This window comes from Thalassolituus sp. UBA6592, assembly GCF_002433655.1.
Lineage (GTDB): Bacteria > Pseudomonadota > Gammaproteobacteria > Pseudomonadales > Oceanobacteraceae > Venatoribacter.
Genome location: NZ_DJIO01000155.1, coordinates 1 through 25,007 on the forward strand (window position 1 = coordinate 1; position 25,007 = coordinate 25,007).

A 25,007-nucleotide genomic window follows, 5' to 3' on the forward strand; every position below is an offset into this window, starting at 1 on the left:
GATCAGGTCTGAACTAATTCAATTGAGGTCATCGTCAAGCTCTTATTCGAAAGCCCCGGTAGCTCACGCTATCGGGGCTTTTTTCTGTCCTGGAATCTGATCAGACATATTTTTAAAACGCGTTTATAGGTCAATGCCTCTATACGTCGGATGACGCCTCCGGCTTATCCGACCTACGCGGGTTAGCTGCTGTGGATGGTGTTCAACGGTCAACGCCGAATATCTCCTTCATCCTTTTGCGGCTCTGCAATCTGAAAATAACCGAACGTAAGAATCCGATCGTAGGTCGGATAAGCCGGAGGCGTCATCCGACGTATAACCGGGCTGGCGTATCCGGATGCTTTTTATCATTTCTGCTTTGAATCTATTCTCCTAATCCCCGGCAAACATTCCTGTTCTACATCCATTTCTCCGTCCACTCTCTGGCTTCATGCCTCAACCCCCAACCCCCAACTCCGACAATTCTGGTTTGCTGACGGAGTCACCGGATAAATAAATACTGAAAATTCATATCACGAGTAACAGTGATGATCTGCATTTCAGCGGGACCAGGGTGCACTACGCAATACCTTTTCACCCTCAGCCACCGAAAAGCGGACCTTTGGTAATGATATACAGCTTGTTAGTATTGGCCTGATGTAATAACTTCTGCCTGTGCTTCTGTCCAGGAAGGATCCGCACATCTGATCTTTCTGTTGGCAGAGGTATTCCGCTTGTTCCGCTATACGTTGTTTCTGATCGTCTCTTTACTGTCCACACACAGTCAGGCGTTCGGACTGAAAGACTGTCAGCTGGATGCCACCAAACAGCAGGCCAGTATCGCCGAACACCTTTATGGTGGTGCTCCGGAAGATGCTGTTATCTCTCCCCGTCATGGTTTTGTATTGAATTACAACGCGCAGCTGCATGTGCCCCATTGGGTCGCCTGGCATGCTGTTGCTGCCTATCGCGATACGCCACAGCGCAAATCCCGCTGGAGTACTTTCCGTACTGACCCGGAGTTTGGGGATGTTAAAACCAGCGACTACACCGGCTGGTATGACAGTGCTTTCAATTTTGCCCGTGGTCACCTGGTACCGTTTTATATTTCCGGTGGTGATCGCGATCAGGACGGTATGGATGCTGAGTTCGAAGACTCATTAAAAGTCGAAGATCCGGATGATGCCTGTACTGTTTATGAAATCAATGCGCTGTCCAACATTACGCCTCAGTATCATTCACGCTTTAATGGTGAGCAGGGGCTCTGGTATCAGCTGGAAACAGCAGTGCGTGAGCTGATTGACGATGGCAATGAATTTTACCTGTACGCCGGCACGGTATTTATTCCGGGGGCTGACATCATGAAGATTGGTAATCGTAAAGAAGCGCCAGAACAGTGGCAGATCGGCGTGCCACATGGCTTCTTTAAGGTGGTGATTAATCCGCAGCGTCAGCAGGCGGTCGCGTTTCTGTTTGATCATAGTGGTGATCTTGCAGATGGCTGCAGTCTCAATGCTCAGCTCGGTGATTGTATTGTTTCTTTTGAGGCGCTGGAGCGGGCGACGGGGCTGAGTTTTTTTCCGGATCTGTCAGAACGCGACCGGCAGAATCTGGAAAGTCAGAGTACAGAAGCGGTATGGAACAGCTGGCAGTAGAACGCTACTGCCGGTCGGATCAATAAGCAGGCCATAGCTGACCTGCTGTGCATAGCATTACTGCAGTTCTTTAGCTGAGGTTACGATATCCACCGGATAAACCCTGGCCTTGGTCTGCTGCGGATTCAGGCTTTTCATCTTTTCGCCCAGTTTGGCCAGTGTTTTGGCGCGGTTTTTCGGTGATGGGTGAGTGCTGAGAAATTCCGGAGTACCGCCGCCGCCGGCTTTTTCCATTTTCTGCCACAGGCTCACCGCTGCATCCGCACGGTATCCGGCACGGATGGCCAGCTCAATACCGATTTCATCCGCTTCTGACTCTGCTGTACGGCTGTTGGGCAGTTCCAGCGCAACTTTGGCCGCCATGGCTGTTCCGGTCAGCGCCATACCGTTGTTATCGGTAAATACTGCTGCCGCAGACAGTGCGCCGTTGGTCAGTACCGCACGGGACATGCGTTCGGCGGTGTGATTGGCCAGCGCGTGAGAAATCTCATGGCCCATGATCTGAGCAATTTCATCATCATTGAGGTTCAGCTGGGTGACGATACCGCTGTAGATGGCCATACGTCCGCCCGCCATACACCAGGCGTTCAGGGTTTTCGGATCATCAATAATGGCCACGCTCCATTGCCATTTAGCCGTTTCCGGATGCAGCTTGATCGCTTCGGTCACCAGGCGACCGGTAATCGTCGATATACGCTTCACCCAGGCCGGGTCGGTAATCAGCTGTTTGTTGCTATCCAGCTCGGTGACGGTGCTGGCATAGGCTTTCTGAGACTCCACAATGGCGGAATCCGGCGACACAATCATCAGCTGTGAGCGTCCGGTAGGGCTGGTTGCACAGCCGGCGATGGCGGCGGCCAGCAAGGTGACAGGTATCAGTCGTTTCATGTTCAGGTCCTTTGCAAAACGGGACTTATCGGGTTAAACCAAAGCGGCCTATAGTAAGTGCCATCTGTTATGATTCTCAAGCACAGCGCTATGATGGCGGTCTGTTATAATAAGTTCTTTTAAATAACCGGAATGTGTCAGTGTTTGCCAATATAGAATTTAATCTGCGCCTGGTGGCCGGCCTTGAGAAGCTGGAAATATCCGAACCGACCGAAGTTCAGTCGCTGATGCTGCCGCTGGCTATGGAAGGGCGTGACCTTCAGGTCTGCGCCGAGACAGGCAGTGGCAAGACGCTGGCTTATCTGCTGCCCATTCTGGAGAAGCTGCTGGCTAAGGACGCTCCTGAGTCTGCAACCCGGGCGCTGATTCTGGTGCCGACGCGTGAACTGGCGCGTCAGGTATTCAAAACCGCCAAAGACTTCTGCGATCTGACCAGCCTGAACGCCGGCCTGCTGACCGGTGGTGACGATTTCAAATATCAGGCATCGATGCTGCGCAAGAACCCGGAGATCATCGTATCGACCACCGGGCGTCTGGTGGACCACCTGAAGCGCGGCACTGCGGAGCTTGGTGATCTGGAATTCCTCGTGCTGGATGAAGCTGACCGTATGCTGGACATGGGTTTCGCTGAAGACATGGACATGATCATCAGCAACGCTTCCACTGAGCGTCAGACCTTTATGCTGTCTGCCACTCTGCGCCATGAAGGGGTAGGTCGTATCGCTGGCTCCATGCTGCGAAATCCTGAGCAAATCACTACCAGTACGGTGACTGATAAACATGAATATATTCGTCAGCAGCGTATTCTGGCCGATGATAACGCTCATAAAGACCGTCTGCTGGTATGGCTGTTGGCCAACGAAACCTACGACAAAGCCGTAATCTTTGTGAACAAGCGGACAGAGGTCGATCGTCTTAACGATTTCCTGCGTAAGCACCGCAATGGCATTGCTATGCTGCACGGTGAAATGACCCAGGATGAACGTAACTACGTGATGCAGAGCCTGCGCGAAGGTAAGCGTAATATTCTGGTGGCAACCGATGTAGCCGCCCGTGGTCTGGATGTGGAAGGCATGGATCTGGTTATCAACTACGATCTGGCGCGCAAAGGCGATGAATACGTTCACCGTATTGGCCGTACCGGCCGTGCTGGTAAAGAAGGCGTGGCAATCAGTCTGATTGCGCCGAATGAGTGGAACCTGAAAGCCTCTATCGAACGTTATCTGGATCAACAGATGCAGGCGCGTAAGATCGATGGCCTGGAAGGCAGCTACAAAGGACCGAAGAAAGTTAAAGCCTCAGGTAAAGCGGCGGGTGTTAAGAAAAAGCCAAAATCGAAAACGGCTGTTAAGGCAAAATCCGCCAAGAAGAAAACCGGTCCGCGTCCATCCCGGCCAAAAACAAAGGCAGAAAATCGCGGCAATCTGATGGACAGCGAAGGGTTTGCACCGATTAAAAAGAAAAAATAGTCATTCTGGCTACAAACTGAGTCGCTGACATTGGCTGTCTGCCGGGTGTATTAATCCGGAAAACACAGCCGATTAAGCGGCTCGCCATCGATAGCTGCTGTTATTCCTCGCTGAAAATCTGTCCTGAATTGCCCTGAAAACGGGCGCTTTCCAACGATATCCTTATCTGCATAAGTCGTCCTTCCTGTCATAAATGAGACTGGAATAACTCCGCACCTGGTTTGCATTTGCAGTCCGTTAGGCCATCCTCATATCAGGGGCCAGAAAGTGCCCGTGTAAGCCGCTAAACCTCCAACACCTGAGTGTTGGATGATTCAATACAGGAGTGTTGAATGAAACGCAGTGCAGAAAAACCACAGGTCACTATGCTTGATGGTTTTCTCGACAGACTGATCAGCCAGAGGGCAGACAGGGAAGATAAAGATGCCCTGCTGGATAAGCTGCTGACCTTCGTCCGTAAGTCATTTGGTATGGAAGTGGCCTTTATTTCAGAGTTTGATCAGGGCCAGAGAATTTTCCGCCATGTCAGCAGTGACTACGAATTCCGCCCGGTTCAGGCCGGCGACAGCAATCCTCTGGAAGAAAGTTACTGCATCCGGATTGTCAGAAAAGAGCTGCCGGAGCTGATCGTAAATGCCCGTCAGTTGCCTTTGGCACTGGAAATCCCTGCCACGCAGGAATTACCCATCGGCTCTCACCTGAGTGTTCCCCTGTATCTGACCGATGGCAGCCTGTACGGCACATTCTGTTGCTTCAGCCGCAGTGTTGTGCCCGGGCTGGCGGATCGTGAACTGGAATTCATGCATCTGCTGGCCGGTTTGATTGCCCGTTTTATCAGTGCCGAAGTGATTGATCAGCGTGAGCGCCAGGCATCGACCGGGCAGATAATGGCGATACTGCGCAGTGGCCAGATCACAACCTTTGAACAGCCAATCAATGCCCTGCATCAGATCGATGGCGTTATCAAATTCCGCACGTTTGCTACTGAAGCTTTGTCACGTTTTCCCGAATGCAGTCTGATGGTGGAAGATGTCTTTATTAAAGCCGCGGCAACTGGGCTTGCGTTACCACTGGAGCTTGGTTGCTTTACCCGTGCACTGAAATTACTGACGATGCTGCCGTCTGATCTGCTGTTATCCATTAATATCAGCGCAACGGTATTAATTCAGCCGGAATGTGTCAAAGCACTGAGCGGCTACGATCTTTCGCGTGTGGTTATCGAGCTGACCGAACGTGAATCTGTACTGTCTTATCAGGCGTTACTGGAGGTGGTCGCAAGTTTACGTGACGCAGGGGCGAAGTTTGCTGTGGATGATGCTGGTGCCGGCTATTCGTCACTACGCCATATTATGATGCTGCGTCCGGAATGGATTAAGATCGATCATTCGTTGGTTGCCGACGTAGATAAGAGTAAAAGCCAGCAGGCGCTGATTCGCAGTATGGTGCAATATGGCACTGACATGAACGCAGTGATCATTGCAGAAGGCATTGAAACGCCGGAGGAACTTGAGACTCTGTATCGCCTTGGCGTTCGTTACGGACAAGGATACCTGCTGGCCAGACCGCGCCAGCCAGCCGTTCGTCACTGATGATAAGCATTCAGGCCAGACAAATTCCCCGCCTGAAAGCCCCTGACAGAAAAATCCCCTTTTTAAACTCACAGGTATCCTTAACTGATTGTGCTCAGGTACTGTCGCATCGTGTGTCGCACAGGCAATCAGTAATCTCCGTGCAGAAAATCATTCAAAACAGAAGCCATCCTTAAACAGCATCCATAAAATCAAAACCGGCAACAGGACGGAAATTGCCGGGAAAAACTAACCTTTTGGTCAGATTTATGTTTCCGTTTTAAAAATACATTCCCCGGTCACACAGGCGGAAGAAAAATAACACAGCGCAGATCAGGAATATTGCCAGCGTCAGTAAACGTAAAAATCCCCCGACTGAAATATTCCCAAGCTGGTTTGTTATCGTTTATTGCGCCGATGCAGGAGTTTTCTCAGCGGCGAGCTGAGCATGTTGGCCAACAGGTATTCATGAAATAAAAGGAATTTAACCGGTAAAACAGAACAGGCGTGCGCATTAATTCTTCACTGATTGTCATTATTGTTATCAGCAGGATGTCTGGTTCTGGGCTATATTATGAGCTCTGTCTGAAGAATGCCGTCTGCGATGCGCGACATGTCTTACGGTTTTGCTTTTTTCTCAACGGTAGCATCAACGCAGGCCTGCTTAATATTTCCCGGCCTGTGTACAGTCATAAAATACCTGCAGCCTGCAGAAATACGGGGTTGGATGCAGGCAGGACGATTCCGGTTTTAGTCGAAACAGCGGTATTTTCGGGGGTTTTGGGATTGGACGTTTTCTGGATTCTGCTCGCAACATGTCTGGTTTTTGTTATGCAGGCAGGGTTTCTTTGCCTGGAATCCGGCCTGGTCAGAAGCAAAAACAGCATCAACGTTGCTGCAAAAAACCTGACGGACTTTGTCATTACCTGTGCGCTTTTCTGGTTAACAGGCTTCGGTCTGATGTTTGGCAGCAGCCATAATGGCGTCATTGGCACCACTCTTTTTATGTTTGGCAGCAATGCCAGCACTGACGAAATCGCCGTATTTCTGTTCCAGATGATGTTCTGCGGTACCGCTGCCACCCTGGTCTCCGGCGCTGTTGCGGAGCGTATGGCATTCGCCGGTTATCTGATCGTAGCTGCACTGATTACCCTGTTTGTTTATCCGGTTACCGGGCACTGGTCCTGGGCCGGCATCGTTGCCGGCGAAGCCAGTGGCTGGCTGGAAAAAATTGGCTTTATCGATTTTGCCGGTTCGACGGTTGTTCACTCAGTCGGCGGATGGGTCGCTCTGGCGGCGATCATCGTTATTGGCCCACGCACAGGCCGCTTTGAGCACGGCGCCCAGCGTATCCCCGGCAGTAATCTGCCCATGGCGGTACTTGGCTGTTTGCTGCTCTGGTTTGGCTGGTTCGGTTTTAATGGTGGCAGTACGCTCAGCTGGAATGAACAGGTGCCGGGCATTTTGCTGAATACCTGTCTGGCTGCTGCCTTTGGTGGCATAGTCACGGCGGCAATCAGTTACGCCGTGCAGCGTTTTATGGATGTGCAATACGTTATCAACGGTGTAATCGGCGGTCTGGTTGCCATTACCGCCAGCTGCCATGCCGTTACTCCGCCGTCAGCAGCCTTGATTGGTGTGGTGGCTGGGGTGCTTGTCTATTGGGGCAAAGTTGTTCTGGAGAAACTCCGGGTCGATGATGCCATTGGTGTGATACCGGCTCATCTGGTTGCCGGTATCTGGGGGACTCTTGCGGTTGCGCTGTTTGGCCAGGCGGAAATACTGGGAACCGGGCTGAGTTTCGGTCAGCAGTTACAGTCACAGTTTATTGGTGTGGTTGCCACCGGCCTGTACAGTTTTACCGCTGCCTTCATTATTCTGCACGTTATTAACCGCATATATCCGCTGAGGGTATCGCCGGAGGCCGAAATTATGGGCCTTAATGTTGCCGAACATAAGGTCAGTACCGAAGTATACGACCTGCTGTCAGCCATGCAGATTCAGCAACAAAGAGCCGATTTTTCCGCCCGTGTCCCGGTTGAGCCTTTCACTGAAGTTGGTCAGATTGCGCAGCAATACAACCGTGTTATCGAGCGGGTAGATACCGAAATTACACTGCGTGATCAGGCCTTTGATGCCTTCCGGGAAAGCGAATACCGTAACGGTGCAATTCTTAATGCCGCCATGGACTGCATTATTGTAATCGATGCCAGCGGTGCCATTCTGGAATTTAACCCGGCTTCTGAACAATGTTTTGGCAGCAATAAACAGCGTATGCAGGGGGCTAATTTCTTTACCTCCTATTTACCCGAACAATTACATGCAAAAGCGTTCCACAGTCTGGAGATGGGCTTTACCGCAGGTGATGGACTGGTACTTAAACGAACCAATGTCACCCCACTGAATCGTGCCAACGGCGAGCAGTTTACCGCTGAAGTTGTCATTACTCAGACCACAGATCACACCAATCCAGATAAAGAATATACGCTTTATATCCGCGATATTACCCAGCAGATCAAACTGCGCGATCGGTTGCGTTTTCTTGCTTATAACGACGTGTTGACCGGGCTCAGTAACCGCAATCATTTTATTGATCAGCTGAAACGGCATATCACTTATTACCAGAAAAATCCGGGTAATGTGGTACTGATGTTTATCGACCTCGACCGCTTTAAGCAAATCAACGACACTCTTGGGCATAAAGCCGGAGATGACCTGCTGTGCGAAGTGGCTAAGCGCCTCAGCTCCGTTGTGCGTGATCAGGATCTGGTTGGCCGCTGGGGTGGCGATGAATTTGTGCTGATGCTCTCCGGTGACGTTAATCTCGAACAGGCCCAGCGTCGGGCCAGATTACTGCTGGACAGAGCCCGTGAGCCTGTAATGTTATCCGGGAAGCCGATTTCTATCCTGTGCAGTATCGGTATTGCCTTATCCGTGAACGGAGAAACGAATGCTGACAGACTACTGCAGCATGCAGACCTCGCCATGTATAAAGCAAAACAGGAAGGGCGGAATAACTTTCAGGTTTTCAGTGGTGAGATGGCCGCCGAGGCACAGAAACAGTTTCAGCTGGAATACGCTATACCGGCAGCAATCAGTGAAAATCAGTTCTTCCTCGAATATCAGCCTAAACTCAGTTGTGACAGCGGGCGTATCCTGAGCTTTGAAGCACTGCTGCGCTGGAACCACCCGGAAACTGGCCGGGTGATGCCGGATGAGTTTATCCCCATTATCGACGGCTCTAATTTTATTGTCGAAGTCGGCGAGTGGGTAATCGAAGAAACCTTCCGGCAACTGGCACAATGGCGTCATAACGGTACGCCATTGTTACCGGTTGCGGTCAACATATCAGGCCGGCATCTGCACTCTCCGCGACTGATTCCCTTTATTAAAACAACCGTTGAAAAGTATGGAATTTCTGCCGATTTGCTGGAAATTGAAATTACCGAGAGTGTGTTGGTCGATAACTCTGAAGCCAGTATCGGCGCGCTTACGGAGCTGAAGAAGCTGGGTGTACAACTGGCTATTGATGATTTCGGAACGGGCTACTCATCTCTGAGCTACCTCAAACGCTTCCCGATTGATGTACTGAAAATTGACCGGGCATTTGTCAGTGAGTGCGCATCCAACCAGGAAGATGGTGCTATCTGCACCGCCATCATTGCGGTAGCCAAAACCATTGGTCTGGATACGGTTGCCGAAGGTGTTGAAGATAATGCGCAACTGAATTTCCTGCGTGAGCATGGCTGTGATACCTACCAGGGCTGGTTATTCAGCCCGGCGGTAGCGGCTGACGATGCGGAAAAAATGGTCAGAGAGCAATAACGCTGAGCGTCATTCAGGTTTCCCATTTGTCCAGCGCCCGGGTATCTTTCTGCAGTGCTTCTACCCAGCGTTCGCCATTGCCTGTGACTTCTTTCTTCCAGAAAGGCGCACGGGTTTTGAGGAAGTCCATAATAAAATGGCAGGCCTCGAAGGCGGCTTCACGGTGGGAAGACGATACACCAACAAACACAATCTGATCGGAAATATCCAGTGTGCCGACGCGGTGAATCAGTCGTACACGATTCAGTGGCCAGCGTTCAAATGCCTGATCGACAATCTGCTGCAGCGCTTTTTCTGTCATCCCCGGATAGTGTTCGAGTGTGAGGCCGGAGACTGCAGAGCCCTGGTTCATCTCCCGTACCAGACCGGTAAAAAATACTACGGCACCATCACGGCGGTTATCTTCACGCAGTGCTTCGTATTCGGCGGCGATATCGAAATCCGCTTCCTGAACAGAAATAAAACGCATATCAGCTTCTCCTTTCAGCCACCGGTGACCGGTGGGAAAAAGGCGACTTCATCGCCTTCATTCACCGGCGAATTATCGTGAAGAAGCGTGTGATTTACCGCTGCCAGCGCTTTGCCTTCGGCAAACAGATCAGCCTGTTGCGGAAACGCCTGCTGCAGAGCTGAACGCACACTATCGGTATCAGTTGGCAACGAAATCGTCAGCTCGTACTCGTCACAGTTCAGACGTTCACGCAGGGCGGCAAAAAATAAAACCTTCATTGCTGTTCCTGCTTCTGTTGTGTGTCTGAATTTTCCGCCAGCCAATGACCGGTTTTGCCGCCCTGTTTTTCCAGTACGCGCATACCGTCGATGATCATTGCCGGATCGACCGCTTTACACATATCAAACAGCGTCAGTGCAGCAACCGAGGCAGCGGTTAATGCTTCCATCTCAACGCCGGTTTTACCGCTCAGTTTGCACAGGCTTTCAATACGCACACGGCTGTGTTCCGGCTGTGCTTCAAAATCCACCGCTACTTTGCTCAGCATCAGCGGATGGCACAGAGGAATTAAATTGCTGGTTTGTTTCGCGGCCTGAATACCGGCGATGCGGGCAACCGAAAACACATCCCCTTTGTGATGTTCACCCTTCATGATTTTATCCAGGGTTTCTGCACTCATGCGCACATAAGTTTCAGCACGGGCTTCGCGTACGGTGACGTCTTTGTTGCTGACGTCCACCATGCTGGCTTCACCGCGCTGATTAATATGGGAAAACTCACTCATAACTTATCCGCGCGATCCTGTGCCGCAATGATCACCCTGATTGCCTTTCAGGCGTAAGGCGAAGTTACATGGGCGGTGACGGCTGTCGATCTGGCTGGCGATGATATCGTCCCAGGCGGTGCGGCAGGCATTGGTGGAGCCTGGCATGCAGAAAATAATGGTGCTGTTGGCAAGGCCGGCCACGGCGCGGCTCTGAATGGTAGACGTACCGATCTGCTGGAAAGAAATCTGGCGGAAGAGCTCGCCGTAACCATCCACGGTCTGATCGAATAATGGCAGCAGAGCTTCCGGTGTTGAATCGCGCTCGGTAAAGCCGGTACCGCCGGTGACCAATACCACCTGAGTTGTTTCATCAGCGATCCACTGAGAAACCTGGGCGCGGATTTTGTATTTATCATCGACGATGATTTTTTTATCCGCCAGCTTATGACCGGCTTCGGTCAGTTTTTCCACCAACAGATGACCACTGGTATCTGTGTCTTCGGTGCGGCTGTCAGAGACTGTCAGCACAGCAATATTGAGCGGGAAAAATTCGTCAGTAAAGGTCTTGGCCATCGGGCGCCCCGTTTTAATTCGTGGTTAATCGTTATATTAAATGCGTTGTTTTATGCGGATATTTTACCGGCTTATTCAGCAGTATCGTTTGCTTTTCCAGTCGTCTGGGGTGTTTCCTGCACCGCCTGCCATTCCGCCATGGTATTGGTGTTGGTCAGTGAATCATTATGCGGTTCTGCCAGTTGCAGGCCGTCGAACTGATAAAAGACCGATGCGACTGACCGGCGACTGCCCGGGTCGTTCAGCTGATCACTGATAAAATCGGAAATGGCCGAGCTGACCGGTAAATACAGGGGAATATAGTGTTTGCCGTAACATACCGGGCGTTGCAGTCTGCGACCTTCCTGCAAAAGAGCCACCAGGGTTTCATCGGTCAGGCGTGGCATATCCACCGGAATAATTAACAGGCCCTCGTATTGGTCGCTTTTTAACGCGGCTTTCAGAGCGGCAGAAATACCGGATAACGGGCCTTTGTCACGGCTTTTATCGAACACCACACGGTCTGCTGCAAATGGCAGGGGCTGATCTTTCTGGCGGCTGACCCAGACATGATCGAGGCGCTCTTTCATCAGGCAGTAAATATGTTCTGCCAGTGTATGATCGCCAACGGGCAACAGGGCTTTGTCCTGACCCATTCGGCTGGAGTTGCCACCGGCTAATACGAGACCCAGAGTTTCCATAAGTGTTTACCTGATGCGTTTGCGCTGCGTACTTATTTCGGGCGGATTACCGCACTGCGACGCTCAACCCTTAACCATCAACCTTAAGCCCTCAACCGCCGAGCATGGCAAAGTGGCGTGTTGCGCCGGTTTCGCCTTCCTGCAGATGGTGACTGTCTTTTTTATGGCTTAATAATTCGCGGATATGCTGCTGCAGAATCTGGCTGTCTTCTTCAGCCAGTAACGGGCGCAGTTCATAACCCTGCTCACCAAACAGGCACAGATGCAGTTTACCTTTAGCGGTAATACGCAGGCGGTTGCAGCTGCTGCAGAAGTCTTTGCTGTACGGCATGATCAGGCCGATATCACCACTGAAATCCGGGTGACTGAATTCCTGTGCCGGGCCATCGTGTGGGCCACGGGCTTTGGCCTGCCAGCCAGAATCGAGTAACTGTTGTTTTACCGATTCACCGGAAACGTGATTGCTTTTAAAGAAGGATGCGTTGTCACCGGTTTCCATCAGCTCGATAAAACGCAGGGTCACAGGCGTGGTTTTCAGCCAGTCGAGAAAGTGCTGAAAGCCATTCATATTCCACGCTTTCAGCAATACCGCATTTACTTTGATATTGCCGATGCCCAGTTCCCGGGCCATTTCAATACCGCTGAGAATTTCCTGCAGTTTGTCGTGGCCGGTAATGGCTTTGAATTGCTGTGGATCGAGACTGTCGATGCTGACGTTCAGCTGATCGAGGCCAGCCTCTGCCCAGTCACGGATCTGCTGAGTCAGGCGATAACCGTTGGTTGTCAGTGCCACAGTGTCGATCCCATGTGTCTGCTTCAGTACGCGGATAACATCCGGCAGATCTTTGCGCAGGCTGGGTTCTCCGCCGGTAATGCGGATTTTGCGGGTACCCATGGCGGCAAAAGCAGCAGCGATGCGGCGGATCTCTTCCAGTGTCAGGAAGCCGCTGCGGTCTGTGCCCTGATAGCCGTCAGGCAGGCAATAATTGCAGCGGAAATTGCAGACGTCGGTGATCGACAGGCGCAGGTAACTGAAACGCCGGCCATGATTATCGGCCAGCACAGCGCTGTTCTGTGTCGGAGAGAAGCTGCTGACAGCGGCATCTTCACCTTCCTGCAACACCCGCAGCGGGATGTGCATATTCATTATGTTTTACACCTTTCCGAATGTGGGAGGCCCGTTCGTTTCCGGCAGAACCCTGGTGGCAGCTGACTGCCACGGCCTGCTGGCCATGCTGCGGATCAGAAATCCGGCAGTTTAGGCGCACAGGCTCGGCGTTAATTAAGTCCCCAGTTTAGATTCTTTTGCCGCAAAGCTAAAGACATCTGTCGGAGTGTCAGGCGCCCGGCAACAGCGGTAAAGGCTGTTCCTTTAGTGGAACAAATGTTCCGCTCATCTGAGCTGAGCCATAAGTTCATTGAAGGCCGCGTATCTCTGCCAGCATTTCCTTTCCACACAGGCTGTGTGCCCTTGTGCACAAGGCTGTTGCATATCCGCGCATAAATAATGGTTAAGGCCATTGGTATAGTGCGCGCGACAAACAACCCCCTTCCATTCCATCTCAACGACTGGTCAGAATTATGCAGTTGACTGAAAAAGCATCCGCAGCCGCTAAACTGTGGCAACCTGCGCTCGTATCCCTGTTTTTAAGCATGGTATTCATGCCTGTTCACGCCTCAACCATGCGCCGTCAGGGCGACTTTTATGGTTACTGGGGCTGGAACAACGCTACTTACTCCGACAGTGACATTCACTTCAGAGGCGAAGGCCACGACTTCACCCTGTATGACGTGCGTGCGGAAGACCGTCAGACCGATTTCAACCTGCATGAAATCTTTCACTCTTACCTGAACCCGGGTCGTATCACCATTCCACAGTACAACTGGCGTTTTGGTTATTTCGTGATGGACAACTGGTCTGTGTCTCTGGGCTGGGACCACATGAAGTACGTTATGGTTCAGGATCAGACTGTTGATGCATCCGGTGATATCGACCGTAACGGCATTCAGCGTGACTACGGCCTTGATGGTTCTGAGAAGCTGACCAAAGATTTTCTGACCTTTGAACATACCGATGGTTTTAACCAGATCTCTCTGGAAACCGAAGGTTACCTGCCGGTATTTAACTGGAAAGACCGTGTTGACCTGGCACTGTTCGCCGGTTTTGGTGTGGGCATCATGTATCCGAAAAGTAACGTGACCCTGCTGGGTGGTGAGCGTAACGACGAATGGCACGTTGCCGGTCACAGCACTCTGGTGAAAGTGGGCTTTGAAGCATCACTGTGGAAGGACTTCTTCTTCCGCTTTATCGGTAAGTACGGCTACGCCGATATGGACGATGTACTGACCAGCAACAAAGGCGATAAAGCCAGTCAGAAAATTTACTATGATGAGTACATCGGCGCGCTGGGTATGCGTTTCTGATACCTCTCAATCCCGCAGGCCGCTGCCGTTCTGGCAGTGGCCGGCAAATCTGCAACGCTTTTTGCAGCACCCGCACAGTTCTTCTTTTGCTCCCTCGTTGTTCAAATCCCGGCCCCTGAATTGCAGATAATTCCGATTTCGGTCAGATAGTGTCTCTGTTGATGGTGGCCCCTGCTGTTGGTGAGCCCCTTTGTTAATGGACAGAGTTGCCATAGGCGTTATCACAGGGTTCAGCGCTGCATCTGCCAGAAATCTTGCCACTTTGTGATAATCCCCGCCGCCACAGTTTTTAGTATCGGAAGCAATAACCTGACTGCTACCGGAAATACTTATGAACTGTTGTCATACCACCAATAAACCGGAAACCGCTGCTGGCATCAAAGCGATCCATCCCCTTGATCCGTTATCGGTGGAAGAACTGCAGTTGGCTGCCGATATTCTGCGCAGAGAGAAAGGCTTGGGTGATACCTGCCGCTTCCCTTATCTGCAGCTGGAAGAGCCGCCGAAAGAAGAAGTGGTGAATTTCACCGAAGGCTCCGAGTTTTCCCGCCGCGCTTTTGCCAGTGTGCTGGATAAAGCCACCGGTCAGATGTCGGAAGGTATTATTGATCTCAACAGTGGCAAAATTACCGAATGGCGTAACCTTGATCCGGCAGAAGCCGGGCAGCCACCGATTATGGTGGAAGAATTTTTCACCTGTGTGGAAATCGTACAGAACGATCCGGCCTGGCGCGAAGCGGTTAAAAAACGTGGCCTGACCGACGACGATATCGAAAAGATTCAGATCGACCCATGGTCCTTTGGTTATTACGGTGAAGACCCGAAATACAAAGGCAAGCGTCTGATGCGCGGTGTCGCCTTTTACCGCGATGAAATGACCGATAACGGTTATGCCCATCCGATCGAAGGGCTGGTGGCTATCATTGATCTCAATGAAAAGAAAGTCATCGACCTGCTCGACGACGGGCGCAATGTACCGGTACCGAAAACCAAACGTAACTACGATACCCCGTCTCTGGGCAAACCCCGGGAAGGGTTAAAACCTCTGCACATTGTGCAGCCGGAAGGCGTCAGCTTTTCTGTCGACGGCTGGAAAGTGAGCTGGCAGAACTGGGATTTTCGCGTCGGCTTTACTCCACGCGAAGGTCTGGTGCTGAACCAGTTAAGTTATACCGATGGCGGCAAAACACGGCCAATTATTTACCGCGCCAGTGTCACCGATATGGCGGTACCGTATTCAGACACCGCCATTAACCACTACTGGAAATGCGCCTTTGATGGCGGTGAATACGGTCTGGGCCGTCTTGCCAATCAGCTGGAGCTGGGCTGCGACTGTTTGGGCGCTATCCGCTATTTTGATATTCCGGCGGTGGACGATAAAGGCGAACCTTTCCTGATGAAAAACGCCGTGTGTATGCACGAAGAAGATTACGGCACCCTGTGGAAACACTATGAATTCCGTACCGGCGTGTTTGAAGTGCGTCGCTCGCGCCGTCTGGTAATTTCGTTTTTCTGTACCGTTGGTAATTACGATTATGGTTTCTACTGGTATCTCTACCAGGACGGCACCATTCAGCTGGAAACCAAACTCACCGGCATTATTCAGACCGCAGGCATGGTGCCGGGTACAACGCCAACGCATGGTGGCAAAGTCACGCCGGAAATCTATGGCCCGACTCATCAGCACTTCTTTAACGCCCGTCTGCATATGATGCTTGATGGCGAAAATAACTCAGTGATGGAAACCAATTTCTCCGCGGCGCCAGCCGGTGAGGCTAACCCCTGGGGGAATGTCTTTAATACCGATGCCCGTGTGTTAAAAACCGAGCAGGAAGCCGCGCGTGAGGCCAACGGCCAGAGCGGCCGTTTCTGGAAAATTATTAATCCTAATGTGAAAAACGAAGTCGGCAACCCGACCGGCTATAAGCTGGTGGCCGAGCATAATCCGGTGATGCTAGCACATGCTGACAGTTATATTGGCAAGCGTGCCGGTTTCGCCAGTAAGCATCTGTGGGTAACACCATACGATCCCAAACAGCGTTATGGCAGTGGTGAATACCCGAACCAGAACAAAGGCGACGGCTTCCCGTATTACACGGAGAAAAACCGCAATATCGAAAATACCGATATCGTGGTGTGGCATACCTACGGCCATACCCATATCTGTAAACCGGAGGATTTTCCGGTGATGCCGGTGGAATACGTTGGTTTTACCCTGAAACCGAATAACTTCTTCAATTCTAATCCGGCAATGGATCTTCCCGGCGGACGCGATGGAGAGAGTGTTAATGCTGACGGCCCGGCCGGCGATGGGGATGCCTCATCGGACAGCTGCTGTGGCTGATCGGTGGCAGGCTTGCAGTAAGCAGTAGTTCAGTCAGGAGAGAGTGATATGACGCATTCAGCCGGGATTATCTGGTATCTGGCAGACACACTGGCGGCCACCGCATTGGTTGTTCTGTTGTGGCTGCTCGGTCAGCGTCTGCGGCTGATTGTCAGTCAGCCACTATTTATCACGGCTGCGGTGATGTTTATCGCCGGTATGTCACCCTGGCTGGATCAGATGGCGCGTTATTCTCTGTGGCTGCACAGCTGGCAGAGTGTGATGATTCATCATCTGGCACCACTGGTGTGGATGGCATCGCTGATGCCATCTGAACCAGCGTCCGTCAGGCCTTCTTTTAATGCCCCCCGGCTGCAGTCCTGTCTGCCGTTTTTACTGATTATTTTCGGCCTGCTTACCTGGCTGTGGATGCTGCCGTCGTTTCATACCCTGTTTATGGACAGTGCTGTTTTTTATGCGCTGATGAAATGGATGATGGCGCTCAGTGGTATCAGTCTGTGTCTGCTGGTGGTTGTTCCGTCAACATCGTCCTACCGTATTGATGGCGCAGGCTGTCAGCATTTTTGGGTATCAATCAGTGTGGTGGCACCCATGCTGCTGATGGGATTGGTGATGACCTCATCCGCTGATCTGTTCAGCGCTTATCACAATACGAATCAGCATATGCATATGATGCAGTCGCTGCCGCAGGCGCTGGCTATGCCAGCCTTCCTCGATCAGAAACTGGCAGGCATTATCTTTATCGTTGCGGCGGTGATCTACTGGCTGGGTGAGCGTCTGATTACCCGTCCGCTCAGTTATCCTTTCACCCGTCCGGCGCGGGTTGCTGTGGGCGTTTCGCCAAATAAACGCCGGTATTCCTGAGAAAAATACCCAGTGTGAAAGAAGCCATAATTGGCCGCCACGGCAGTGACCGGCAGATTACTGGTCAGCAGCTGACGCCGTGCGGCATTCAGTTTTACCGCGCGCAGGTACTGCGCCGGTGAGGTGCCGGTCACTTTGGCAAAGCTGTAATTCAGCGTGCGCCGGGCGATGCCCAGTTGCTTACAGATATCCAGTACGCTGGCGGTCGCGCCTTCATCGCTGAGGGCATATTCATGACAGCGGCGCACCAGATAGTGGTGCTGATTGCCTAATGGCCGTGCGCTGCGGTGCAGCGGATGACTGTCCAGTGAGCCGCTGTAAATATCCAGAGCCATCAGCACCAGACGGTCACGCAGGGCTTTTTCTTTTTGTGCGGTTTGTTGTTCTGACAGCTGTTCGTCATTGCTGTTCAGCTCCTGCAGCAGCGACATAAGTGTGCTGCGCACCTGACTCAGCCATTCCGGTTTTACCTGAATACCATGGCTGCGGCGGGCGCTGAGCAGGGTGTCGTAATCTTCGTCGCTGAGCAGATCGTGCAGCTGATCCTGTTGCAGGGAAATGACGCTGTAATCGGTATCCGGTGGGCCGACAAAAAAGAAATCTTCATCGCAGGGCAGCAGGGTGATGCCGTCAGCCAGCACGTTACGCGCCTGATCCGAGGTTTTGCTGCCATCCAGATGAATCGGCACTAACAGGGCGATCTGCCCGGCCGGTGTATGAGTGTGCTGGGCGACGCCCTGGTTCATACGCTCGCGGAACAGCCGCACCGAATCAAAGTGCACATCCTGCAGATAGCCTTCAAAACGTCCGGCCGTCAGCTGGTCGTATTCCTGTGGCCAGCAGGTCAGTGAGCGGGCGTGGTGATTGACCTCGTGAAAGGTTTCAGACTGGATCAGCATTTTCAGCCCCTTTATACCCTCAGCAAAACAAGGATTCAGCAAAATACGGGCCTGCGGAAAGGTGCCAGGTGAGCGTCGGTCGGGGCGCAAAATGCTGAATCTGAGTGCAACGGTCGGAATAATCTGTGGAAAATGCCCGTTTGTGGTACGCAGGATGTTTACAACCCTGGACTCAGGTCATGATCCTGCCTGACTGAGTGAAAGATCGTGGCAGGTAACACACTGATGCCTCGCCAAGTGACGGTCAGCGCCGTATCATTCGCCCTGTTTTAATCTGTCTGCAGGGCTTTCCCGTGTCGCAACCTACATCTCCTGTCCGTCTTACTGAATACAGCCACGGCGCTGGCTGTGGCTGCAAAATTTCCCCTAAGGTGCTGGATACCATTCTCGCCTCGTCACTGCAGATTCCGGCGGATGCCAGTCTGCTGGTGGGCAACAGTAGCAAGGATGATGCAGCGGCTTACGATCTGGGTAATGGTCAGGTCATTCTCAGCACCACAGACTTCTTTATGCCGATTGCCGATGATCCGTTTGATTTTGGGCGTATCGCCGCCACCAATGCCATCAGCGATATTTACGCCATGGGCGGTAAGCCATTGATGGCTATCGCTATTCTCGGCTGGCCGGTCAATGTGTTGCCGCCAGAAGTCGCGCAGCAGGTGGTGGACGGCGGCCGTCAGGCCTGTGCCGATGCCGGTATTCTGCTGGCCGGTGGTCACAGCATCGATTCGCCGGAGCCGATTTTTGGTCTGGCGGTGACCGGACTGGTGGCGAAAGACAAACTCAAGCAGAACAATACTGCTACCGCCGGCTGCAAACTGTATCTGACCAAGCCATTGGGTGTCGGCATTCTGACTACCGCACAGAAGCAGAAAAAACTGCGCGCAGAAGACGAATTTCTTGCCCGCGACGTTATGTGCATCATGAATAAAGTGGGTGCAGAGGTATCGCAGCTTGAAGGCGTTGAGGCCATTACCGACGTTACCGGTTTTGGTCTGATGGGGCACCTGCTGGAAGTCTGTGAGGGCAGCGGGGTGAATGCGCTGATTTATGAAGACGCCGTACCTCTGTTGCCACCGGTAAAAGACTATATCGCCATGGGTTGTCTGCCCGGCGGAACCACGCGCAATTTTGAATCCTACGGGGAAAAACTGGCGCCGTTAACGGCTGAACAGAAAGCCCTGTTCTGTGACCCCCAGACCAGTGGCGGGCTGTTGATTGCTGTGCAGCCGGACAAGGCCGCTGCGCTGGAAGTGATTCTGACTAACGCCGGAGTGCATGCACAGAGTATCGGTGAGCTGGTGGATGAAAAAGCCGGTTTCCGGGTAGAAGTCATCAACGGAGGTCAGGCATGAGCGCTACCGGCGACAGCCAGGTTGTGGATAATTTCGCGGAAATCTTTCTGCGCGATACGCCCATGTTCGATACCCGCGCACCGCTGGAATATAAAAAGGGCTCATTTCCGTTTACCGCCAGCCTGCCGTTAATGACCGATCAGGAGCGGGCCAAAGTCGGTACCTGCTATAAGCGCGATGGTCAGGATGCGGCGATTAAACTCGGTCATCAGCTGGTCAGCGGAAAAATTAAAGAAGAGCGTCTGCAGCAGTGGCTGGATTTTGCCCGTGCTCATCCGGATGGCTATCTGTTCTGCTGGCGCGGTGGTCTGCGCAGTCAGACAGTACAACAGTGGATGCGTGATGCCGGGGTGAACTACCCACGTATTAAAGGCGGCTACAAAGCTCTGCGCCGTTTTCTGATCGATGCTCAGGAACGCATCGTTGAGGACAGCCATTTCCGCATACTGGCCGGCAATACCGGCTGTGCCAAAACCGATCTGCTGAACCGTGTGGATAACAGCATTGATCTGGAAGGCATTGCCAATCATCTCGGCAGTACCTTTGGCAAGCGCCCGGATGGTCAGCCATCGCAGATTGATTTTGAAAATAAACTGGCCATTGCTCTGTTCCGTCAGAACCATGCGGCAGCGGAAAAAACCATTCTGCTGGAAGATGAAAGCATGCTGATAGGCCGCTGCGCGATTCCGGAGAATCTGCGTAAAAAAATGGCAGAGTCACCGTTAATTGTGGTGCAGAGTACGCTGGAAGAACGGATTGAGCATAGCTTCCGCAATTATATTCTGCACAAGCTGGAAGAATGGCAGCGCGTGGCTGGAGATGAAGCTGGCTTTCAGGCTTTTGCCGATGACCTGACACAATCCATGTATAAAATCCGCAAACGCCTTGGTGGTGTGCGCTACCAGCAGCTCAGCGATTTATTGCAGCAGGCATTGCGCGAGCATCAGGCGGGGGATAACAGTCTGCACCGCGAATGGATCAGCATTCTGCTCAGCGACTATTACGACCCTATGTACGATTATCAGATGACGCTGAAAAAAGGCCCGGTAGAGTTCCGCGGCACCGCAGCGGAAATCACCGAATATTTAGCTTAACGTTCTGGTTAACAATCAAACCAACCTTCACATACACCTAAAGGCTGATTTATGAGTTTGTTTAAAAAACTGTTCTCTACCCTGCTGTTTGCCGGAGCTGCTCTGTCTGCTCAGGCAGAAACTTTTGTCTTTACCGCCATTCCGGATGAAGACGAATCCCGTCTGCAACAGCGTTTTAATAAAGTCGCCGATTACCTCAGCGAACAACTGGATGTGGACGTGAAATACATTCCGGTGAAATCTTACGCCGCAGCCATTACCGCGTTCCGTAATAATCAGGTGCAGCTGGCCTGGTTCGGCGGACTGTCCGGTGTGCAGGCCCGTCGTCTGGTACCAGGTTCGGAAGCCATCGCTCAGGGTTACGAAGATCAGTTCTTCAAAAGTTATTTTATTGCCAACAGCAGCACAGGTTTAACCGCAGCTGAGAATCTGACCGATGCACTGAAAGGCAAAACCTTTACCTTCGGTTCCAAAGGTTCTACCTCAGGTCGTCTGATGCCGGAATTCTATCTGCGTGAAGCCTTTAAAGCGGCACCGGAAGATGTGTTTGAGCGTGTTGGTTTCTCCGGCGATCACAGCCGTACCATTGCCCAGGTACAGAGCGGCGCGTATCAGGTCGGTGCGGTGAATTACACCGTATGGGAAAACGAACTGGCGGCGGGCAACATTGATCCGGCAAAAGTATCTGTTATCTGGGAAACCCCGACTTACACCGATTATCAGTGGACCATCCGTGGTGACGTAAACAGCCGCTTCGGTGAAGGCTTTAAAGATAAAGTCCGTCAGGCTCTGCTGAACATGAAAGACAAAGATCTGCTGGCCAGCTTCCCGCGCGAATCCTTTGTACCGGCCACCAATGCGGATTATCAGGCGATTGAAGATACCGCCAAAGCCATTGGTCTGATCGATTAATCGCGCCAGCTGATGAATAGTCTGGCAACACCTCTGTTTCATCTGGATGGGCGGTCTTTTAAAAAAGGCCGCCACCACGTCCTGCATGACATCCGCCTGACCATTCAGCCGGGCGAAAAGGTCGCACTGATCGGACCATCCGGTGCCGGTAAATCCAGCCTGCTGGAATGGCTGTATCAGCAGCAGGCTTCACAGATTGCTCTGTGTCCACAGGATAATGGCCTGGTGGATATTCTTTCGGTGTATCAGAATATTTATATGGGTGGGCTGGAGCGTCATTCAGCGTTTTATAACCTCACCAATCTGATTAAAGCGCGTAAAGCCGATAAAGAAGAAATTCAGCATCTGGCAGAAACGCTGGGCATTGGCGATAAACTCTGGCACTCGATGGATAAACTGTCCGGCGGACAGCGTCAGCGGGTAGCCATTGGTCGTGCTCTGTATCGTAAAAAAAGCGTCTTTTTCGGTGATGAGCCTGTCTCGGCGCTGGACCCGGAACAGGCCCGGCATATTCTGAAATATCTGATCAGCGAGCACGATACCCTGGTCGTCAGTCTGCATAACCGCCGGCTGGCACTGGATTATTTTGATCGCATCATTGCCTTAAAAGGCGGCCATATCAGCTACGACGGTCCGGTGGTTGAGCTGTCTGCGCACCAGCTGGACAGACTGTATGTCCAATAACCGGCCCAATAACCGGCCAGAGGACTTTGCCGCGGACGGGAGTTCTGTTGAGGGAGCTGCGCCAGCGAAGCAAAGTGGCTCCCTCTTTACTGCTGCGGGCAGAGGCTTATCCACCGGACGCAGTCTCGGCTGGCTGTCGTTACTGCTGCTTTTCTCGGCCTTAGCTTGTCTGCCGTTTGCCGATATTCAGGTTTATCCGTCGGATCCGTGGCAGGAACTGGGTCGTATCGGCTGGGGCTTTATTACTCCGTGGTGGGATGATCCGCTGAGCCTGTTTTATGCCCTCGGTCAGACCGTTGCTTTCGCATTATTAGCGGTATTGTTTGCTGTTCCGCTGGGCCTGTTACTGGCGCTGAAATGGCAGTGGCGGATTATCCGCTGGCTGGCCGCGGCCGTGCGTTCGGTGCATGAGATTTTCTGGGGGCTGCTGTTTATGCAGCTTTATGGTCTCAGTGCGACGACAGGATTGCTGGCCATTTTAATTCCCTATACCGGAGTGTTTGCCAAAGTCTTTGCGGAAATTTTTGCCCGCCAGAGTCGTTTGCCACAGGCTACCTTGTCGCCGGACAGCGATTTAATCAGCTGCTATGCCTATACCTTAATTCCTCAGGCCTTTGCCGAAATGTCGCACTATGTGCGCTACCGTTTTGAATGTGCTCTGCGCTCCAGTGCCATTCTGGGTTTTATCGGTTTACCGACGCTGGGATTTCATCTGGAGACTGCCTTCAAGCAGGGGGATTACAGCAATGCAGCCGCGCTGTTGTGGCTGTTTTTTCTGCTGATCGCCACCATTCGTTTCTGGCTTAAACCTCTGCTGATTCCGCTGTACGCGATTATTGCAGTGCTCCTGTTGCCGCAGTTACCGGATACTCCGGACGGTCTGTTCTGGCGTTTTATTTCGCAGGACATCTGGCCGTACTCATTGCAGCAGGGCGATCTCACCAGTGCCATGATGTGGTACAGCAAAGTATTTACTCAGGAAGCCTGGCCGGCGTTACTGGATACCTTAATGCTGAGTCAGCTGGCGTTGGTACTGACCGGTGTTATTGCCCTGTTGGTTTATCCGCTGGGCAGTCGTGCACTGGTTAACCGTGGGCGCTTGCCGGGGCGCTTATTATTACTGGTGATGCGCTCCACCCCGGAGATGATTTTTGCCTTTGTGCTGCTGCTGGTGTTTGGTCCTTCCGGTTTACCGGCGGTGTTAGCACTGGCGATTCACAACGGTGGTCTGATTGGTTTTCTGCTTGCCGGGCACAGTGAAAAACAGCCCCAGCGCATTGATGATCCAACGGGTTTTAACCGCTACCTCTATCAGCAGACACCGCGTCTGTATCCGGGCTTTCTTGCCTTCCTGTTTTATCGCTGGGAAGTGATTCTGCGTGAGAGCGCCATTATGGGAATTCTGGGGATCGCCACGTTGGGTTTCTTTATCGACTCGGCGTTTGAGGAAATCCGTTACGACAAAGCCTTCTTTCTGATACTGGTTACCGCAGTACTGAATATTCTGGTGGACGCTGTGTCACGCCGGCTGCGCCGGTACAGCGGTGCCGAAAACGCCGGTGGGTTAGGCTGACGGAGCTGTTGTTCCTGGCGACTGTTTTCATATCGCCTTTTATTTCAGACAGCTGTTATTTCAAACCGCCGAAGCGCTGATAAAAACCGTTGGCGGCAACCGGTAACGGACCTTCAGCGGTTTCCAGTGATTCTTCCAGCCATTGCTCGGCACCCGGTGTCAGGGTGCGATAAATGTTACGGCATAACTGACGGGCAGCGCGGCCTTCCCAATCGCCCGGTAATAACTCATCCGGCAGTAATGGATCGCGCAATACCAGTTTACGGAATTCGTGAATTAACAGGGTGCGGGCAATAAAACACTCTTCCGGACGCAGGCTGGTCTGCTCGCTGATTTCCTTCCACAGCGGGCGGAACAGGGTCAGAAATTCCTGATACTGCTGAGCAAGCCCGTGCAGATCCCAGCATTCTTTTACCAGCAGGCGCACCGGACGACCGGCCAGTTCCTGCTGTGGCCGGGTTTCAAACACCACAACGTTATCTTCCAGTCCGGCAGCCGCGACGATGCTGTGCACCTGCGACAGATTGTAGTTGGGGCTGCCAAACACCTGGCCTGACAGCGTGGCAAAGCCCTGCCAGCCGAGATCATCCAGCAGCTGTTTGCGCTGATCTGCATCCAGCTGGTGGGTAATAATAAGACACCAGCTGCCGTCCCAGGACTGATCGTGATCGCTGTAAACGCGACGGAAAGCCTGCTCGAATTTACGCCGGCCAGGGCCAGTCAGGCTGTAATAACTGCGGCGGCCAATACGGTCGCTCATCAGCCAGCCATCCTGCGTCAGACGGAAAATGGTGGTGCGCATCAGGCGTTCATTAATGCCCATGGGCTCCAGCAGTTTGATCAGAGCTCCCAGCCACACGGTACCGCCATGAGGCTCAATGGAATCACCGTAAACAGTAATAACCAGCGACGACGCACGCAGCGGTTTCTGGCTGCGGAAGCGTTCAGTGATCGGGTCCAGTGAGTTCAGTTTTGGCATAAGGGTGCTGTGTCAGTTCGCTGTA

21 protein-coding genes and 1 riboswitch are annotated in these 25,007 nt (G+C 52.3%); of the genes, 12 read left to right on the top strand and 9 right to left on the bottom strand.

Features of this window, described 5'->3' with window-relative positions; genetic code table 11:
- The first annotated feature begins 713 nt into the window (after window positions 1-713).
- Window positions 714-1,634: a DNA/RNA non-specific endonuclease gene (locus B2Z72_RS15415; protein WP_296982309.1), complete on the top strand. Its 921-nt coding sequence runs from the start codon at window positions 714-716 to the stop codon at window positions 1,632-1,634.
- A 57-nt stretch (window positions 1,635-1,691) separates the two neighbouring features.
- Here the strand turns inward: B2Z72_RS15415 and B2Z72_RS15420 are convergent, their stop codons facing one another.
- Window positions 1,692-2,522 carry a M48 family metallopeptidase gene (locus tag B2Z72_RS15420; protein ID WP_296982310.1) on the bottom strand — a complete coding sequence of 277 codons (831 nt, stop codon included), beginning with the start codon at window positions 2,520-2,522 and terminating at the stop codon, window positions 1,692-1,694.
- Between the two features lie 140 nt (window positions 2,523-2,662).
- On the opposite strand from B2Z72_RS15420, the gene B2Z72_RS15425 reads away from it, so the two are divergent.
- The 3 genes from B2Z72_RS15425 to amt all read left to right on the top strand — a co-directional run bounded on the left by B2Z72_RS15425 (window position 2,663) and on the right by amt (window position 9,384).
- A complete protein-coding gene (locus B2Z72_RS15425; protein ID WP_296982311.1) occupies window positions 2,663-3,991 on the top strand; it encodes a DEAD/DEAH box helicase in 1,329 nt (442 codons plus the stop codon).
- A gap of 332 nt (window positions 3,992-4,323) precedes the next feature.
- Window positions 4,324-5,580, top strand: a complete 1,257-nt coding sequence (locus tag B2Z72_RS15430; protein ID WP_296982312.1) for a sensor domain-containing phosphodiesterase — start codon at window positions 4,324-4,326, stop codon at window positions 5,578-5,580.
- Window positions 5,581-6,345: 765 nt separating this feature from the next.
- Window positions 6,346-9,384 (top strand): ammonium transporter, encoded by a 3,039-nt coding sequence (gene amt, locus B2Z72_RS15435; protein WP_296982315.1) that lies wholly within the window; start codon window positions 6,346-6,348, stop codon window positions 9,382-9,384.
- 13 nt (window positions 9,385-9,397) lie between these two features.
- Here amt and moaE read toward each other — a convergent pair whose 3' ends face one another.
- The 6 genes from moaE to moaA form a co-directional block, all read right to left on the bottom strand.
- A complete protein-coding gene (gene moaE, locus B2Z72_RS15440) occupies window positions 9,398-9,853 on the bottom strand; it encodes a molybdopterin synthase catalytic subunit MoaE (RefSeq protein ID WP_296982316.1) in 456 nt (151 codons plus the stop codon).
- A gap of 14 nt (window positions 9,854-9,867) precedes the next feature.
- Window positions 9,868-10,113: a molybdopterin converting factor subunit 1 gene (gene moaD, locus B2Z72_RS15445; RefSeq protein ID WP_296982318.1), complete on the bottom strand. Its 246-nt coding sequence runs from the start codon at window positions 10,111-10,113 to the stop codon at window positions 9,868-9,870.
- On the bottom strand, window positions 10,110-10,619 hold the full coding sequence (gene moaC / locus B2Z72_RS15450) for a cyclic pyranopterin monophosphate synthase MoaC (protein WP_296982320.1): 510 nt from the start codon (window positions 10,617-10,619) through the stop codon (window positions 10,110-10,112). Before moaC ends, moaD begins: the two co-directional genes overlap by 4 nt.
- A gap of 3 nt (window positions 10,620-10,622) precedes the next feature.
- Window positions 10,623-11,174: a molybdenum cofactor biosynthesis protein B gene (gene moaB / locus B2Z72_RS15455; protein WP_296982322.1), complete on the bottom strand. Its 552-nt coding sequence runs from the start codon at window positions 11,172-11,174 to the stop codon at window positions 10,623-10,625.
- Between the two features lie 71 nt (window positions 11,175-11,245).
- Complete coding sequence (gene mobA, locus B2Z72_RS15460; protein ID WP_296982325.1) at window positions 11,246-11,854, bottom strand: molybdenum cofactor guanylyltransferase; 609 nt, start codon at window positions 11,852-11,854, stop codon at window positions 11,246-11,248.
- Between the two features lie 91 nt (window positions 11,855-11,945).
- Window positions 11,946-13,001, bottom strand: a complete 1,056-nt coding sequence (gene moaA / locus B2Z72_RS15465; protein WP_296982327.1) for a GTP 3',8-cyclase MoaA — start codon at window positions 12,999-13,001, stop codon at window positions 11,946-11,948.
- Window positions 12,995-13,144, bottom strand: a riboswitch (molybdenum cofactor riboswitch). Its footprint overlaps the gene before it by 7 nt.
- 372 nt (window positions 13,145-13,516) lie before the next feature.
- Between moaA and B2Z72_RS15470 the strand changes: the two genes are divergently transcribed.
- The 3 genes from B2Z72_RS15470 (at window position 13,517) to B2Z72_RS15480 (ending at window position 17,486) form a co-directional block, all read left to right on the top strand.
- Window positions 13,517-14,278, top strand: coding sequence for a hypothetical protein (locus B2Z72_RS15470; RefSeq protein WP_296982329.1), 762 nt, complete (start codon window positions 13,517-13,519; stop codon window positions 14,276-14,278).
- A gap of 331 nt (window positions 14,279-14,609) precedes the next feature.
- Window positions 14,610-16,622, top strand: a complete 2,013-nt coding sequence (locus tag B2Z72_RS15475; protein WP_296982331.1) for a primary-amine oxidase — start codon at window positions 14,610-14,612, stop codon at window positions 16,620-16,622.
- A gap of 48 nt (window positions 16,623-16,670) precedes the next feature.
- Entirely contained in the window at window positions 16,671-17,486 is an 816-nt protein-coding gene (locus tag B2Z72_RS15480) for a cytochrome c oxidase assembly protein (RefSeq protein WP_296982333.1), read from the top strand.
- On the opposite strand, the gene B2Z72_RS15485 is transcribed toward B2Z72_RS15480, so the two are convergent.
- On the bottom strand, window positions 17,420-18,385 hold the full coding sequence (locus tag B2Z72_RS15485; protein WP_296982335.1) for a helix-turn-helix domain-containing protein: 966 nt from the start codon (window positions 18,383-18,385) through the stop codon (window positions 17,420-17,422). The two genes, B2Z72_RS15480 and B2Z72_RS15485, sit on opposite strands and share 67 nt — an antisense overlap.
- Window positions 18,386-18,678: 293 nt before the next feature.
- Between B2Z72_RS15485 and selD the strand changes: the two genes are divergently transcribed.
- The 5 genes from selD to B2Z72_RS15510 are packed head-to-tail and all read left to right on the top strand — an operon-like array spanning window position 18,679 to window position 24,003.
- The gene (gene selD / locus B2Z72_RS15490; RefSeq protein ID WP_296982337.1) at window positions 18,679-19,740 is read left to right on the top strand and encodes a selenide, water dikinase SelD; all 1,062 of its coding nucleotides are present in this window, start codon (window positions 18,679-18,681) and stop codon (window positions 19,738-19,740) included.
- Window positions 19,737-20,834, top strand: a complete 1,098-nt coding sequence (gene mnmH / locus B2Z72_RS15495) for a tRNA 2-selenouridine(34) synthase MnmH (protein ID WP_296982339.1) — start codon at window positions 19,737-19,739, stop codon at window positions 20,832-20,834. The genes selD and mnmH overlap by 4 nt, the downstream gene beginning before the upstream one ends.
- A gap of 51 nt (window positions 20,835-20,885) precedes the next feature.
- Window positions 20,886-21,746 carry a putative selenate ABC transporter substrate-binding protein gene (locus tag B2Z72_RS15500; RefSeq protein WP_296982341.1) on the top strand — a complete coding sequence of 287 codons (861 nt, stop codon included), beginning with the start codon at window positions 20,886-20,888 and terminating at the stop codon, window positions 21,744-21,746.
- Window positions 21,747-21,758: 12 nt separating this feature from the next.
- Entirely contained in the window at window positions 21,759-22,430 is a 672-nt protein-coding gene (locus B2Z72_RS15505; RefSeq protein ID WP_296982342.1) for an ATP-binding cassette domain-containing protein, read from the top strand.
- Window positions 22,420-24,003 carry a PhnE/PtxC family ABC transporter permease gene (locus B2Z72_RS15510; RefSeq protein ID WP_296982344.1) on the top strand — a complete coding sequence of 528 codons (1,584 nt, stop codon included), beginning with the start codon at window positions 22,420-22,422 and terminating at the stop codon, window positions 24,001-24,003. Before B2Z72_RS15505 ends, B2Z72_RS15510 begins: the two co-directional genes overlap by 11 nt.
- Window positions 24,004-24,058: 55 nt before the next feature.
- On the opposite strand, the gene paaX is transcribed toward B2Z72_RS15510, so the two are convergent.
- Complete coding sequence (gene paaX, locus B2Z72_RS15515; RefSeq protein ID WP_296982346.1) at window positions 24,059-24,982, bottom strand: phenylacetic acid degradation operon negative regulatory protein PaaX; 924 nt, start codon at window positions 24,980-24,982, stop codon at window positions 24,059-24,061.
- Window positions 24,983-25,007: the final 25 nt, after the last annotated feature.

What these genes read in the sequence shown, in the direction of transcription:
- B2Z72_RS15420 (WP_296982310.1), bottom strand. Translation starts at nt 2,522, where the DNA reads ATGAAACGACTGATACCTGTCACCTTGCTGGCCGCCGCCATCGCCGGC.
- B2Z72_RS15430 (WP_296982312.1), top strand. Translation starts at nt 4,324, where the DNA reads ATGAAACGCAGTGCAGAAAAACCACAGGTCACTATGCTTGATGGTTTT.
- moaE (WP_296982316.1), bottom strand. Translation starts at nt 9,853, where the DNA reads ATGCGTTTTATTTCTGTTCAGGAAGCGGATTTCGATATCGCCGCCGAA.
- moaD (WP_296982318.1), bottom strand. Translation starts at nt 10,113, where the DNA reads ATGAAGGTTTTATTTTTTGCCGCCCTGCGTGAACGTCTGAACTGTGAC.
- moaC (WP_296982320.1), bottom strand. Translation starts at nt 10,619, where the DNA reads ATGAGTGAGTTTTCCCATATTAATCAGCGCGGTGAAGCCAGCATGGTG.
- moaB (WP_296982322.1), bottom strand. Translation starts at nt 11,174, where the DNA reads ATGGCCAAGACCTTTACTGACGAATTTTTCCCGCTCAATATTGCTGTG.
- mobA (WP_296982325.1), bottom strand. Translation starts at nt 11,854, where the DNA reads ATGGAAACTCTGGGTCTCGTATTAGCCGGTGGCAACTCCAGCCGAATG.
- moaA (WP_296982327.1), bottom strand. Translation starts at nt 13,001, where the DNA reads ATGAATATGCACATCCCGCTGCGGGTGTTGCAGGAAGGTGAAGATGCC.
- B2Z72_RS15470 (WP_296982329.1), top strand. Translation starts at nt 13,517, where the DNA reads ATGCCTGTTCACGCCTCAACCATGCGCCGTCAGGGCGACTTTTATGGT.
- B2Z72_RS15475 (WP_296982331.1), top strand. Translation starts at nt 14,610, where the DNA reads ATGAACTGTTGTCATACCACCAATAAACCGGAAACCGCTGCTGGCATC.
- B2Z72_RS15480 (WP_296982333.1), top strand. Translation starts at nt 16,671, where the DNA reads ATGACGCATTCAGCCGGGATTATCTGGTATCTGGCAGACACACTGGCG.
- B2Z72_RS15485 (WP_296982335.1), bottom strand. Translation starts at nt 18,385, where the DNA reads ATGCTGATCCAGTCTGAAACCTTTCACGAGGTCAATCACCACGCCCGC.
- mnmH (WP_296982339.1), top strand. Translation starts at nt 19,737, where the DNA reads ATGAGCGCTACCGGCGACAGCCAGGTTGTGGATAATTTCGCGGAAATC.
- B2Z72_RS15500 (WP_296982341.1), top strand. Translation starts at nt 20,886, where the DNA reads ATGAGTTTGTTTAAAAAACTGTTCTCTACCCTGCTGTTTGCCGGAGCT.
- B2Z72_RS15505 (WP_296982342.1), top strand. Translation starts at nt 21,759, where the DNA reads ATGAATAGTCTGGCAACACCTCTGTTTCATCTGGATGGGCGGTCTTTT.
- B2Z72_RS15510 (WP_296982344.1), top strand. Translation starts at nt 22,420, where the DNA reads ATGTCCAATAACCGGCCCAATAACCGGCCAGAGGACTTTGCCGCGGAC.
- paaX (WP_296982346.1), bottom strand. Translation starts at nt 24,982, where the DNA reads ATGCCAAAACTGAACTCACTGGACCCGATCACTGAACGCTTCCGCAGC.